The organism is Roseivirga sp. 4D4 (genome assembly GCF_001747095.1).
In the GTDB taxonomy this organism is placed as follows: Bacteria; Bacteroidota; Bacteroidia; order Cytophagales; family Cyclobacteriaceae; genus Roseivirga.
In genome coordinates this window covers 2,791,010-2,804,318 of sequence record NZ_MDGP01000001.1, presented here as the reverse complement: position 1 = coordinate 2,804,318, position 13,309 = coordinate 2,791,010, and the positions used below count along the sequence as shown (strand labels likewise).

The 13,309-nt window shown below is 42.0% G+C and carries 16 protein-coding genes; 10 read left to right on the top strand and 6 right to left on the bottom strand.

The window, feature by feature from the left end; genetic code table 11:
• The first annotated feature begins 144 nt into the window (after positions 1-144).
• From BFP97_RS12390 to pruA, 3 genes are all read left to right on the top strand, one after another.
• Positions 145-528 (top strand): ArsR/SmtB family transcription factor, encoded by a 384-nt coding sequence (locus BFP97_RS12390; protein WP_069842720.1) that lies wholly within the window; start codon positions 145-147, stop codon positions 526-528.
• Positions 529-570: 42 nt separating this feature from the next.
• On the top strand, positions 571-1,266 hold the full coding sequence (locus BFP97_RS12385) for a YjjG family noncanonical pyrimidine nucleotidase (RefSeq protein ID WP_069842719.1): 696 nt from the start codon (positions 571-573) through the stop codon (positions 1,264-1,266).
• A 75-nt stretch (positions 1,267-1,341) separates the two neighbouring features.
• On the top strand, positions 1,342-2,973 hold the full coding sequence (pruA, locus tag BFP97_RS12380) for an L-glutamate gamma-semialdehyde dehydrogenase (protein WP_069842718.1): 1,632 nt from the start codon (positions 1,342-1,344) through the stop codon (positions 2,971-2,973).
• Positions 2,974-3,031: 58 nt separating this feature from the next.
• On the opposite strand, the gene BFP97_RS12375 is transcribed toward pruA, so the two are convergent.
• Positions 3,032-3,667 (bottom strand): glutaredoxin family protein, encoded by a 636-nt coding sequence (locus tag BFP97_RS12375; RefSeq protein WP_069842717.1) that lies wholly within the window; start codon positions 3,665-3,667, stop codon positions 3,032-3,034.
• A gap of 58 nt (positions 3,668-3,725) precedes the next feature.
• On the opposite strand from BFP97_RS12375, the gene BFP97_RS12370 reads away from it, so the two are divergent.
• The 3 genes from BFP97_RS12370 (at position 3,726) to BFP97_RS12360 (ending at position 5,253) form a co-directional block, all read left to right on the top strand.
• Positions 3,726-4,208: a DinB family protein gene (locus BFP97_RS12370; RefSeq protein ID WP_069842716.1), complete on the top strand. Its 483-nt coding sequence runs from the start codon at positions 3,726-3,728 to the stop codon at positions 4,206-4,208.
• Positions 4,201-4,635 carry a PaaI family thioesterase gene (locus tag BFP97_RS12365; RefSeq protein WP_069842715.1) on the top strand — a complete coding sequence of 145 codons (435 nt, stop codon included), beginning with the start codon at positions 4,201-4,203 and terminating at the stop codon, positions 4,633-4,635. The genes BFP97_RS12370 and BFP97_RS12365 overlap by 8 nt, the downstream gene beginning before the upstream one ends.
• A 114-nt stretch (positions 4,636-4,749) precedes the next feature.
• On the top strand, positions 4,750-5,253 hold the full coding sequence (locus tag BFP97_RS12360; protein WP_069842714.1) for a hypothetical protein: 504 nt from the start codon (positions 4,750-4,752) through the stop codon (positions 5,251-5,253).
• Positions 5,254-5,337: 84 nt separating this feature from the next.
• Here the strand turns inward: BFP97_RS12360 and BFP97_RS12355 are convergent, their stop codons facing one another.
• The 4 genes from BFP97_RS12355 to lepB all read right to left on the bottom strand — a co-directional run bounded on the left by BFP97_RS12355 (position 5,338) and on the right by lepB (position 9,567).
• Positions 5,338-6,342 (bottom strand): DUF4407 domain-containing protein, encoded by a 1,005-nt coding sequence (locus BFP97_RS12355; protein ID WP_069842713.1) that lies wholly within the window; start codon positions 6,340-6,342, stop codon positions 5,338-5,340.
• Positions 6,343-6,560: 218 nt separating this feature from the next.
• Positions 6,561-7,937: a M28 family peptidase gene (locus BFP97_RS12350; protein WP_069842712.1), complete on the bottom strand. Its 1,377-nt coding sequence runs from the start codon at positions 7,935-7,937 to the stop codon at positions 6,561-6,563.
• Between the two features lie 29 nt (positions 7,938-7,966).
• The gene (locus tag BFP97_RS12345) at positions 7,967-8,404 is read right to left on the bottom strand and encodes a hypothetical protein (RefSeq protein WP_083262538.1); all 438 of its coding nucleotides are present in this window, start codon (positions 8,402-8,404) and stop codon (positions 7,967-7,969) included.
• Positions 8,404-9,567, bottom strand: a complete 1,164-nt coding sequence (gene lepB, locus BFP97_RS12340) for a signal peptidase I (protein WP_069842711.1) — start codon at positions 9,565-9,567, stop codon at positions 8,404-8,406. Before lepB ends, BFP97_RS12345 begins: the two co-directional genes overlap by 1 nt.
• Before the next feature lie 182 nt (positions 9,568-9,749).
• Between lepB and BFP97_RS12335 the strand changes: the two genes are divergently transcribed.
• The 4 genes from BFP97_RS12335 to BFP97_RS12320 are packed head-to-tail and all read left to right on the top strand — an operon-like array spanning position 9,750 to position 12,546.
• On the top strand, positions 9,750-10,385 hold the full coding sequence (locus BFP97_RS12335) for an ABC transporter ATP-binding protein (protein WP_069842710.1): 636 nt from the start codon (positions 9,750-9,752) through the stop codon (positions 10,383-10,385).
• Complete coding sequence (locus tag BFP97_RS12330) at positions 10,382-11,632, top strand: ABC transporter permease (protein WP_069842709.1); 1,251 nt, start codon at positions 10,382-10,384, stop codon at positions 11,630-11,632. The genes BFP97_RS12335 and BFP97_RS12330 overlap by 4 nt, the downstream gene beginning before the upstream one ends.
• Positions 11,633-11,639: 7 nt before the next feature.
• Entirely contained in the window at positions 11,640-12,104 is a 465-nt protein-coding gene (locus BFP97_RS12325; RefSeq protein WP_069842708.1) for a hypothetical protein, read from the top strand.
• Between the two features lie 22 nt (positions 12,105-12,126).
• Positions 12,127-12,546 (top strand): hypothetical protein, encoded by a 420-nt coding sequence (locus tag BFP97_RS12320; protein ID WP_069842707.1) that lies wholly within the window; start codon positions 12,127-12,129, stop codon positions 12,544-12,546.
• Here BFP97_RS12320 and BFP97_RS12315 read toward each other — a convergent pair whose 3' ends face one another.
• Positions 12,547-13,305, bottom strand: coding sequence for an energy transducer TonB (locus tag BFP97_RS12315; protein ID WP_083262537.1), 759 nt, complete (start codon positions 13,303-13,305; stop codon positions 12,547-12,549).
• Positions 13,306-13,309: the final 4 nt, after the last annotated feature.

Sequence of the window (13,309 nt, the reverse complement as noted above, 5' to 3'; positions counted from 1 at the left end):
AATTGAATTCTAGTAATCTTTTACGGAAAGGAAATCAAATGGATTAGATTGACGATTTGCTTTACGCTACAATGATAACATGCAAAAACCATATTTTGATTGGTGAAATAGATTTATTCTTTTCAAATTAACAATTCTTAACCCATGCGTCTCAAGAATTTCAGCCTCAGTTTTGGAAGCCAAATCTTTAAATCCGTCTCTGATGAGTCAAGGGTAAGAATCCTGCATCTGCTTTATCGCAACGGGGAGTTGACCATCTCCGACATTGAACATATCCTTGAATTCACCCAAACTAAGACTTCAAGACATATAACGTATTTGAAGAATTCGGGAATGGTCAGTGCACGAAAAGTAGATCAGTGGGTGTTTTATAGCATTCGCGAAGAGGTGGAGGAATTGACCAATCGTATTTTTGATTTTTTAGTTAAAGATGCTTCTCTTCAAAAGGATCAGGAGACATATGAGGTGCTTAATTCTAATCGCGAATTGGCCAAAAGCAGACTGCAGAATAAAAACCTACTGCGCTAAACTAAGCTTGAGGTTTTCGGTTAATTGACAAACACTATTTCCTTGAGGAACTATAAACATATTTTCTTCGATCTGGATCATACCCTTTGGGATTATGATGCCAATGCGCGTGAAGCGCTTTATGAACTTTATGAACGATACGGCTTTGGTCGATTAGGTCTTTTTGAAAGGGAGCTTCTTGCCGATACCTTCTTTGAAGTAAATGAAGGCTTATGGGATTTATACAATCAAAGTAAGATCCAGAGAAGAGACATTCGCGAAAGAAGGTTTCCTGCGATTTTCCAGAAACTCGATGCTTCATTAGAGCATATGCCTTATCGGATAGAAGAGGAGTACATAGCACTGAGTCCAACAAAAAGCAGGACTTTCGATGCAGCTCATGAGGTGTTGGATTACCTTAGTGAACAATATACACTGCACATTATAACCAATGGTTTTGACGATATCCAAGCCACGAAATTAAGTTCATCACGACTCGATCATTATTTCGATGTGGTAATTACTTCTGAGTCATCCAAAATGCGAAAGCCAGATCCTCGGATCTTTGAATTGGCCTTGGATAAGAGTAATGCCATATTAGAAGAGAGTATTATGATCGGTGATAATCTGGATTCAGACATTGCCGGGGCTATTAATGCAGGAATGGATCATGTTTGGTTTAATCCTGGAAAAATCTCTACCGATCGTAAAGTTCAACACGAAATACAGAACTTAATCGAGCTAAAAAGCATTCTATAAGTTCAGTTTCATAACGGTGTTTTGAAACTGTATATTTGCGCAAACTCAATTGATAAAACCATAAAAAAGTAAACTATGGCAACCGGATTTTTCAACGTGCCTACCCCTACGAATGAACCCGTATTGGACTACGCTCCAGGTTCTAAAGAGAGGAAGGAATTACAAGCTGCCTTGGCTGAAGCCAGAGCACAGCAAATTGATGTACCGATGTACATCGGTGATCAAGAGGTGAGTACTGACAATAAAAAGCCTATGTCACCACCACATGATCATCAGCATATTTTAGGACATTTTAGTGAAGGAGATGCTTCGCATGTTGAAAGTGCCATCGATGCTGCTATGGCGGCTAAAGCGGCATGGGCTGACCTAAGTTGGGAGCACAGAGCTTCTATCTTTTTGAAGGCTGCTGAATTATTAGCAGGTCCCTATAGAGCTAAAATCAATGCTGCAACCATGCTGGGCCAATCAAAGAATGCCTACCAGGCAGAAATTGATGCTGCTTGTGAGTTCATTGATTTCTTAAGATTCAATGTGCAGTATATGACTGAGATCTATGCTCAGCAACCTAATTCTGCTAAAGGTATCTGGAACCGTGTAGAGCAAAGACCACTGGAGGGATTCGTCTTTGCTTTAACGCCATTCAACTTTACCGCTATTGCTGGTAACCTGCCTACTTCTGCAGCTATGATGGGTAATACCATCGTTTGGAAACCATCAAACACACAGATTTATTCTGCCAATGTGTTGATGCAGGTTTTCAAAGAAGCGGGTGTTCCTGATGGTGTAATCAACTTGGTATATGTTTCAGGGCCCGTTGCGGGTGATGTGATCTTCAATCACAAAGATTTTGGAGGTATTCACTTTACAGGTAGCACAGGCGTTTTCCAACATATTTGGAAGACAATAGGTGAAAACATCTTCAAGTACAGATCTTATCCACGAATTGTAGGAGAAACAGGTGGTAAGGACTTTATCATGGTGCACAAATCTTCTGACGCAAAAGAAGTAGCTACGGCTATTTCCAGAGGGGCATTTGAATACCAGGGGCAGAAATGTTCAGCAGCTTCTAGGGCCTACATTCCATCCAATCTTTGGGACGATGTAAAAGCTTACGTTCAGGCGGACTTGGCTACCTTTAAAATGGGGCCAACCGAAGATTTCACAAACTTTATCAATGCTGTAATTGATGAAAAGTCATTTGACAACATCGCTAAATACATTGATGATGCGAAAGCAAGCCCGGATGTAGAAGTAATTGCTGGAGGCAATTATGATAAGTCGAAAGGCTATTTCGTTGAGCCGACTGTGTTGCTGACAAAAGATCCTAAATACACTACTATGTGCGAGGAGATCTTCGGTCCTGTCATTACGATCTATGTTTATGATGAGAATGAGTTTGAATCGACTTTAGCATTGCTAGACGATACATCTCCATATGCGTTGACAGGCTCAATCTTCGGAAGAGATCGTTATGCGGTAGAGTTGGCTACTAAGAGGTTAGAGCAGTCTGCTGGTAACTTCTACATCAATGACAAACCGACAGGAGCTGTTGTTGGTCAACAGCCGTTCGGTGGTGCCAGAGGATCTGGAACTAATGATAAGGCAGGATCGATGATCAACCTATTGCGTTGGGTATCACCAAGAACAATCAAAGAGACGTTCGTTCCACCAACAGACTATAGATATCCTTTCTTAGGCGAAGACTAATTGAAAGCCCGCCCCGTCCCGTCCCGACCCCGAAGTTTCGGGGCGGGGCAGGGTGGGGCTATCTTTTTACCCGATATTTTTTTAGGCTATAAATGAAAGCATCTAGGTTCTGTATGTTGAAGTTAGCTTTGCTTTCAACGATGACCATTGGTGTTGTGATTGTGCCCAAAACCAGACCAACATCATTGACATAACCAAACATCAGTTCTTTGTTTTCGGGATCTTCCGAAATGTCCAAGACATAGTGTGGTATTTTCTTTCTTTTCAGATAATCTAGAGTCCGATCGCATCGGCTACAGCCATCTTTGTCGAATACAATAATTGAATTGGCAGCAATAGACTCATCTATATTAAGTTTTTGTGCTATATCAGCCATGGCCCCATTGGGGTAGTATCTGGTATAATTGTAGTTATAGTCGTAGCGCCATGGTCGTTGTGGATCTACAATTTCGAACTTTATAAAGCTTACCTTTTCCTTAATTGGAATTTCAACTTTTTCTGATCCCTCGACTTTTTTAAGGTTCTGCAGCGCGAAGTTGAAAGTGTAGCTATAATTCTTGGAGCCAACATTTTCTGCAGTCAATATTACATGATTACCGACTCGTTCAAATTTTACATCTGCTGTTTTAGTTTGTGCTTTTGTGAGAATGGTGACCGTTAAAAGGCACCCGAACAATAAAATAATCCGCGTCATTGAATATCCATGCTTTCGAGATTGTTAATTTAAGACACCACTTTTGATATAACATAGTATGAATAAAGAAATAGAGAGCGTTGAGTACTTTTTTCATAATGAAGTGCCAGACTTACTTCAAAATTTAGCTGCAGAAACTAAACCTGTATGGGGGCTGATGACTCCGCAACATATGTTGGAGCATCTTATCGTTACTTTTAAGATGTCGATTGGAAGGATAAAGATTCCGGTAGTTTCCGCAGAAGAGGATTTTCCTCGACTTAAGGCTTACTTAATGAAAGATAGCCCGATGAGACGGTCGGTGCCCTCTCCAACAGGAAAGAATGAATTGCAGCCTTTAAGGTCGGCTAACTTGGATGAGGCTAAGACAAAATTGGTCAAAGAGACAGAGAGTTTTTTGAGCTATATGAAAGCCAACCCAGATGCCGTTGCTGATCATCCTTTCGGAGGACCTATGACGGCTAATGAATGGATTTACTTTCACCGAAAGCATTTCAAGCATCATTTTATCCAGTTTGGTCTGATTCCCGATTATGAATAAAGCCCACTATGATTCATTAGAACGGATGTTTTATGCCGCTCCTATTCAGGATATGCTGAGTGGTGCAGCAATGAAGGTCGAGGAAAGGAAAGCGGCCTATTCCTTAAGTATATCAAAAGACTATTTTCATGCTGCTAAAGCCTTACATGGGGCTGTCTATTTCAAGCTCCTTGATGATGCTGCTTACTTCGCTGCTGCTTCCATCGAACCCACCTATTTTCTCTTGACCAAGACGTATACGATTCATTTCAAAAGGCCGGTGGAAATTGATGAACTCACTGCAACAGGAGAAGTGATTTCCGAAGGCAATGGCGTGATTGTTTCTAGATCGGTAATTACGAACAGTGCTGGAAAGGTAGTTGCCGAAGGAGAAGGTCAGTTTGTTCGTAGTAAAAAGTTGCTGATCGATCAGGTCGGATATCGTTAATCCCTTTGATTTTCCATTGAGACTTTCGTCCAAACCTCTCAGGTTTAGGGTGTAACTTTTTTTGCCAGTTTGAGTCTTTAAAAGGAATACTTATCAAATCAAACCACGGTCAAAATGAAAAAACTCATCACAGCATTATTATTGGTAACTGTCTGCATATCAGTGCAAGCACAGAAAAAAGTCCGAGAAAAAGATATTCTTGGCGAATGGGAACTTGTCATTGATATGGATCATGTCAAAGACGAAGTGGAAGAAGAACTAGAGGAGGAAGAGTTCTGGCTAGCCAGAAGCTTCGCAAAAAGTGTAAGCAACTTTGCGTTAGATATTGTCGAAAGCATTGATGTGCGATTCGACTTTAGAGACAATGGCGAAGTCAAGATTAGTGTCAAGGTTTTTGGAGAAAGAGAAACGGAATGGGCAGAATGGTATATCAATGATGATGGTGAATTAATCATCGAAGATGAAGACGACCATAGACGCAGAAGAAGCCGTAATTTTTCCATGGGTTACTCCAACGATAACGATGTATGGCTGTTAGAAGATGGCAAACTGCACTCTTACGATAAGGATCGAAGAGGAAGACTTGAAAGACAAGAGGTTTACCTTAAAAGGAGATAAAAACGTATTAGAGACTCTGAAATACCCCGAAGTTTCGGGGCAGAGTGACGAAACAAAAAGCCCCGATCGATCGGGGCTTTTTGTTTATCTGACCAAATATTTGAGCTTCTGATGTGTGGCATGATTCATCTCGGCAATCTTCTCCAGGTTATGATTCTTGAAGAAGTGCTCCCTAACTTCTAAAAGCTCATCATAAGGACCTCTTGGTGCAATGAGCTTAACGATAATCGGTGTGCACTCCAGCATGATAAATAGCAGGAGTATGAATATGTTAGCCAGATATATCGCACGATTCTCTTCTCCGAGTACACGAAGTGCTTCGAGTTGCGCAGCCATTCCATCCCATGGGTTTCTTTTGATTTGTTGTAGCTCTGCCGCCTTTTCCGTCATCAAGGCGCTGTACTCCTTTTCTTTATCAGCAATGATGGACAGATTTTGGTTTGAGATTAGGTCCAATTCTCTTTGAGCCTGGTCCGCATCTGCCTTCTTGAGTTGATAAATAGGTCCTGCACTCCGCTGCATGGAACCACCCGTACCATCGGCTTCCGCTCGCGCTGCTGCGGCCAGTTGATCACGTGTTATAGTCTTGGCAGCAATCTCTCCCTTGAGGGTGCTTATTTGGTTCTGTAGAGCGTTGCTCTGATCGCTGTAACGCTGCTCAATTTCAGAAATCTCATTCTGGTATATCTGTTCCTCCAGAACGACAAGCTTACGATCAATCTCTTTTGAGAAGATGCGTAGCTCTAAAGGCTTGGAGATAACTACCGCAAGCATAACGGCTAGCAGCATTCTGGGAGAAGCAATTACAATTTCCTTGAACCAACCACCCTGCTTCTTTCGCATCGTTGATACGATAAATCGATCCAAGTTGAAGATTACCGTACCCCACACCAGGCCAAAAACAGCTGCCCAATACGGGTTTTCGAATACTGTGTAGAAGGCATAGCCTCCCGATAGGGCAGCGAGTATACCCGTAAAAAAGACTGCTGCTCCCATGCCAGTGTATTTTGAGGCATCAGTAGGACATCGCTTGAGTAATGAGATATTGGCTCCTGAACAGAACCAGAAAAATTCCTTGAGTGACTGCATGTTGTTTCGAGTTTATCTGCCTCTGGCAGGTTTATCCGCCTTGTGCGGGTTAAGGCCTTTGGGCAATACTCCATATGACAGAAGCCCGGAGGAATATGTTACAAAGGTTGTGGTAAAGGGTAGAACGAGACCATGTGTCAATATGTTGTGTAGGATAGTACCTTTTTATACATAGTACTGATTTTTGATGTTAAACTTGCCTGTATAGGTGTTGAAAATCACAATCCGTACTGATCGATGAGATAGATAATCGATGCCATGGCTGCAGCCCCTAATTCCAGCTCACGTTGGTTCACAACTTCGAAATTATCGATGCCTGTGTGGTGGTATTTGAAATAGCGCTGGCTATCTGGTAGGTAACCAATGGTTGGGACATCTTGTGTTCTCAAAGGACTGATGTCGGCTCCACCGCCCCCTCTTTTGAACTGATGGATGTTATAGGGTTCAAAAAGCGATTTCCAGCTGAGTAATTTGTCTTGCTGCGCCTTGGTGCCTGATATTCCGAAGCCAATCGGTAGAAAACCACCTCTGTCAGATTCCATGGCAGCGATATGATTTTCATTGTTTTCTTCTGCTAGTTGAGCATACTTACGTCCACCCATTAAACCATTTTCTTCATTCATAAACATCACTGCGCGGATGGTTCTTTTAGGTTGGTAACCCATCGCTTTCATGATCCGAAGAATCTCAATAGACTGTACGCAGCCGGCACCATCATCATGTGCGCCTTCGGCTAGGTCCCATGAGTCAAGGTGTCCACCTACGGCTATAATTTCATCGGGCTTTTGAGAACCCCTGATTTCACCAACAACATTGTAGGATAGCACATCGGGTAGCATTTCACAGTGTGTCTCGAAATAGAATTTCAAGTCAGTATCATCCTCTAGTAAGTCGCTAAGTTTATCTGCATCATTGGTGCTAATGGCAACGGCTGGGATTTTAGGAATGTTCAGACCATATCGTGTGCCTCCAGTATGGGGAACATCATCTTTAAATGAACTCAATGACCTCACTAAAACACCAATAGCACCATATTTTGCAGCCTCAGACGGTCCTGCACCTCGTTGATTAGACGCTCCACTATAGGCTGAGAAGGTATCCAACAGTTTAGCATCCATTGGGCGATTGAAGAAGACAATCTTGCCTTGAATCTGGTCCTTGCCGAGCTTTGCTAGTTCCTGGAAGTCCTGCACTTCAATTACATTCCCCAATACGCCTTCTGAGCCAGAGCCTACTGAATTTCCTAGCGCAACTACATTTACGTCAACTGAGCCTAGTTTTTTTGAGTTGACAATTCGTCCAATCTCTTTTTGACCTCTCACCCAGTGTGGAACCATAACAGGCTGTAAATAGACAGTATCAAAGCCGTAGGCCATCATTTGCTGTCTACTCCATTCAACTGCGGCAGCAGCCTGAGGTGATCCGCTTAAGCGTCCTCCAATGTTTTTGGTGAGGTGCCTTAGCATCTCATAGCTTTCACCTCTTTCTAAAGCTTCGTCAAAGATTTTGCGAATATGGGTTTCATCCTGATTTGTCTGAGCAAAGGATGGGAATGCTGTGAGAAAAACAAGTAGGAGAGATAGTAAATACTTCATGAGATTGAGTTTTAAGGAGCCTGGTCCAACTAATCTATCAATTCCGTTTTCTGGAGAATGTACATCAGTTTCATTGGGTCATCTGGATTGATATTCAGAATGCCTTTAACCTTGATTCTCTTTTCGGTGAACTTAATATTCTTTTCCGAGAAGACTTCAACTACCGTTTCAGGACCGGCACCACCGCAGAAGAAGCAATTGGCAAATGGCAGGGCGGATAACACAAAATAGTTTTTGCCTCGGAGTTCATCCAGTGGGATCATCCAACCTTCCAGGATGATTTCTTTGCCATTGAGTGCCTTTACATCATCACTGAAGGTGGGAAAGTCGATTTCGTAGTTGAGTACTTCATCAAAGCGCTTTTCAATTTCAACTTTGGACAACACTTTCCAGGTACTCTTTTCCTGACCATAACCAGAAGTGATGACCGCGAAAAGTAGTACTATGGTAACCAGCTGTTTCAGCACTACTTGATTAAGTCCAGAATCCTATTAAATCTGATGTTTTGGAAGAAGCCAGCATTTGGATCAGTTCTATCCATAGACCAGAAGATGAACAATGGCTTACCCACAATGTGGTCGTAAGGAACGAGCCCCCAAGTTCTTGAGTCTTCTGAGTTGTGCCGATTGTCTCCAATCATGAAATAGTATCCTTGTTTGAAAGTGTAAGTATCAATTTTTTCACCTTCGATGAATACTTCGTTATTCCGAATCTCCACTTCATCATTATGTTCGTAATGTTGGATTGCCTCTCCATAAAGCGCAATATTCTCCGGTGTTAACTCAATAGTCTCTCCCTTTTCAGGCATACGCAAGGGACCAAAGAAATCCCTACTCCAGTTAAATCCCTCAGCTCGTGGAAAGATTCTGGCATCATCACCCTGCTGGTAGGTAACTTCCTCAACACTTCTTATGAAATTATATTCGGCCAGTTTGTCTGCCTTCTCTTGAGTGGTAAATATGAAGAATCCCTTTTTGCCTTGATAGTTGTACATAGGGACAGCTGTTGTAGCATAAGTGTCTCCAGGGTTATCATCATAGTAATCGGTAATACCGATCTCTCTCATATATCTTTGATGAACACCTTTGTCTGCTTGAACAAAGAAACTTGTCAGCATACCTGGAGGATTTTCAACAGGCTCACCATTCACATAAACCTGCTTATTTCTTACCTCGAAAACATCTCCAGGGGTTGCCATACAGCGTTTTACATAGAAGGTCTTTATGTCTAATGGGTATCCCTTGTCGTAGTCAGGTGGGTAATTGAATACCACAGGTTCCCCAACTCTAGGATCTCTTAAGCCAGGAAGTCGGAAACTTGGTGCCTGGATAATGTCACTATATGAAGGGATGTTCGTACCCCAGAATTTTTGATGCGCTAGTGGAAACTGGATCAAAGTCGTTGGAGTTCTTGGCCCAAAATGCACTTTGCTCACAAAAAGGTGGTCACCGATGAGCATGGAGTTTTCCATCGAACCCGTGGGTATGGCATAAGCTTCAATAAACAGACCACGAATGATAGTCACCGCTATGAGTGCAAACAGTATATCGTTGGCTAACTCTCTGAAGAAACTCCTCTTGACCTTAGGTTCTGATTCGGCTTTCTTTTTTCGCTTTAAGAAGTCGAGCATAAATAGATTTTTAGGCTTTACGTAAGCAGTAAAGGTATTATTAATTTGTCAAAAACTGATGTGTAAAAGTTTTATAGATGTTTTGATAACGGAGAAAACAATTAAGGGGTTTTCGTAATTCTATATGATTGGTTTTATTAATTAGCATACCTTCCGTTAATTTGATTTTCAATTGAAATCTCATGATCAGTATTGATGGTTTAAGTTTCGGGTATTCCGATCAAAAAGTGCTTTCCATTCCTCAGATGGAAGTAAAAGAAGCTGAACACTTGCTGATTTTAGGTAATTCAGGAAGTGGGAAAACTACCTTACTCCATATTTTGGGAGGTTTATTGGCACCTAAAGAAGGGAAGGTGGTTATCGGCAATACCGATTTATATAGCCTTTCAGGTCATCAAAGAGATAAATACCGAGGACAAAACATTGGGTTGGTTTTTCAAAAGGCTCACTTGATCAGTGCACTTTCGGTGGGAGATAATCTATTGCTTGCACAATACCTTTCGGGCACCGCTCAGGATAAGGGCCGGGTCTATGAGGTATTGGAAGAATTAAACCTTGGTCATAAAGCAGAAAAAAAGGTCAAGGCCCTTAGCCAAGGAGAGCAACAGAGGGTGACCATCGCAAGGGCATTGCTTAATAGACCAAGACTTATTCTGGCCGATGAACCTACAGCAAGTCTTGATGATGATAATGCAATGAAGGTGATAAACCTCCTTAAAAGTCAGGCAGAGAAATATCAGGCCTCCTTGCTTATTGCCACGCATGATCAGCGCGTGAAGGAACAATTTGAACTTCAACTTAACCTCAGCGCAGCATGAACCTGATATCCTTAAGTTGGAATTACATCAAAAGTAAGCCCCTCAATACGGCATTGAATATCCTGTTGATGAGTTTGGGTGTGGCTATCATACTTGTATTAATTCTTCTCAGCACTCAACTGGAGGAAAATCTGGCAAAGAACAAGCGGGGCATAGACTTGGTGGTCGGGGCCAAAGGCAGTCCACTACAATTGATTTTGGCCAATGTTTATCATATCGACTTCCCAACTGGCAATGTGAAGTTAGATGAAGCCAAGTCCATTACCAGAAATCGCCTGGTGAAGTCCGCGATTCCACTGGCCTTGGGCGATAACTATCGTGGTTTTAGAATTGTAGGGACCAATCATGACTATGTCAAGCTCTATGAGGGTACCATCAAGTCTGGTGAGATTTGGAAGTATAACCTTGATGTCGTTTTGGGTGCTAATGCAGCAACAAGACTCGAGTTAAAGGTCGGTGATGAATTTTTCGGGGCACATGGTCTTTCAGTTGCGGACTTAGAGCATAATGAAAGGTCTTATCACGTAATAGGAGTCCTTGAACAAAATGGTAGTGTCTTAGACAACCTTATATTGACCAACATAGAAAGTGTATGGGCAGTGCATGATCATGAAGAAGAGCATGAGGGCGAACATGAAGAAGGTCATGAAGAAAAAGAATTAGGTTCTGCATTCGAAACGGGATTCCCCGAAGGAGATGAAGATGACGAGATCACTTCGATGCTGATTCAGTACCGTTCACCTATGGGCGCAGTACAAATGCCCAGAATGATCAATGCCAATACTAATATGCAGGCCGCTTCCCCTGCGTTTGAAACGCAAAGGCTATTTTCGCTTCTCGGAATTGGCGTGGATATGCTTAGAAGTTTTGCCTATATCATTATCATAATTGCTGGTTTGAGCATTTTCATTTCTATGTATAATGCATTAAAAGATCGTAAGTACGACTTGGCAATTATGAGATCACTTGGTGCATCAAGAGGAAAACTGTTTGTTCATGTCATCATCGAAGGAGTGATTATCACAACCCTAGGAGGAATTTTGGGTATAATCCTTGGGCACGGACTGATGGAAGCTTTGGCACGATCCTATGAAAAGTCAGAGGAAGTCGGGGTTTCAGGACTGGTTTTTGTGAACCAAGAGTTCTATGTATTGTTGATTAGTTTAGGCGTTGGGCTGATCGCTTCTCTGATTCCAGCGTTAAATGCTTATAAGACAGATATATCGAAAGTTTTGGCCGAAGAGTAAATTAGAAATGATGAGAAAGATATTTGTATTGATCGTTTTATTTGGACTTGGTTTTTCAACATTTGCGCAAGATGTTAAAATGAAGGGTTCTGAACTCTGGAAAACCCTGGCGGATGTTAGCTATGACATTCAAAAAGATGAGTATGGTGATGTTTTTGTCCCTGTCTTCGGGAAGGATATTAAAGGTATTGCTGACCAAATCGTTGAAGTCGATGGCTTTATCATTCCCTTTGATGGTATGTTCAAACCAACTGAATTAATTCTTTCCTCATTACCGATCAGTGAGTGTTTCTTTTGTGGGTCTGGTGGACCTGAAACGGTAATGGAAATCTCTATGAAAGAAAAGATCAAATACACAACCAAGCGTGTAAAAATCCGTGGTAAGCTTAAGTTAAATGCTAAAAACCCTGACAAGCTGATGTATCAGTTAGTGGAAGGAATTTTCGTTGGCTTAGCTGACGATAGCTATTAGATTTGCCAAAAATTCAAGCGTAATGAAGAAGGTTCTGAGCTTTGTGCTAGTCGCAATTTTTACACTCTCATGTGGAGGAGGCTTTGATGCAAAAGTAGAAGAAGGGAAAATCCTGGATGTACATGATGAAGTGATGCCCAAACTAGGAGAGGTCATGGACCTGAGAAGGCAAGTACTGGCCAAGGCGACCGATCTGGCTGAGAGTAATCCCGAAGATGAAGCACTTGAAGGACTGAGAAGTCTGGCTACTGAGCTGGAAGACGCGCGAAAGGGCATGATGACCTGGATGTACGATTGGGCCAAGACCAAAACCCCTCATGTTTCTGGGCAATCAACTGAGGAAGATCAGAAAGCCTTCTTTCAAGCTGAAATGGAACGCGTGACCAAAGTAAAAGACGATATCAATTCCTCTATTGCTGCTGCAAAAGCTGTCTTGAAATAATCACTTAAGCCGAAAGACAATGCGTAAGGTCATTTGAGAATCTACTGCCTTGTCACCGATCATTGCTGGCAGCCACGCAGGTGAGATTTCCAACATTCTTAAAGACTCTTTACTTAAGATTTCATGCGGACTCTTCACAATTCTCGGAGCAGCTATTCTTCCGTCCGAAAGTACCACAAAAGATATATAGACATCGCCCTGGTATCCATAGCGTTTTGCTTCGGTTGGGTACTTGAGATTTTTTCTTAAATGAAGGTTCCATCCACCTTGACCGCCTATGAATTCCGCCTCCGAATCCAGTTTTAAAGTATCTCCGTCAATTTTCTCAGAGTATGGTCTATCTCTTCTGCCAATTAAGTTTCCAGTGTTGTCATATTCCTCCATCGTGAGAATAATCCCGTTGCTATCAAGGATCACCCAAAAGCCTTTCTTTATGCCATTTTCATAATCTCCATACATCATCACTTCTTCGGCCGGATTGAACCTGTAGTAGGTTCCTGTTTTCTCTCCTTTGATATAGGAAGTAGATTCGGTCATACGGCCTGACTTGGTATACCTGGCAGTGCTTCCGTGGATTCTTTGTTTTCGATCGAGTTGTCTTACCTCAAAAGTTAAGTAGCCCGTTTCCTTATCTGTTAATTCTCCCGACTGGTTATAGTAAACCGTATCTAATTTCAACCTCTGTGCCGGGCTGTAGTGGGCAATCGTGAAAAAGAGGAGGGTTAATAAGATGTATTTATGTGTGTTTCTGATTGTCATTCGT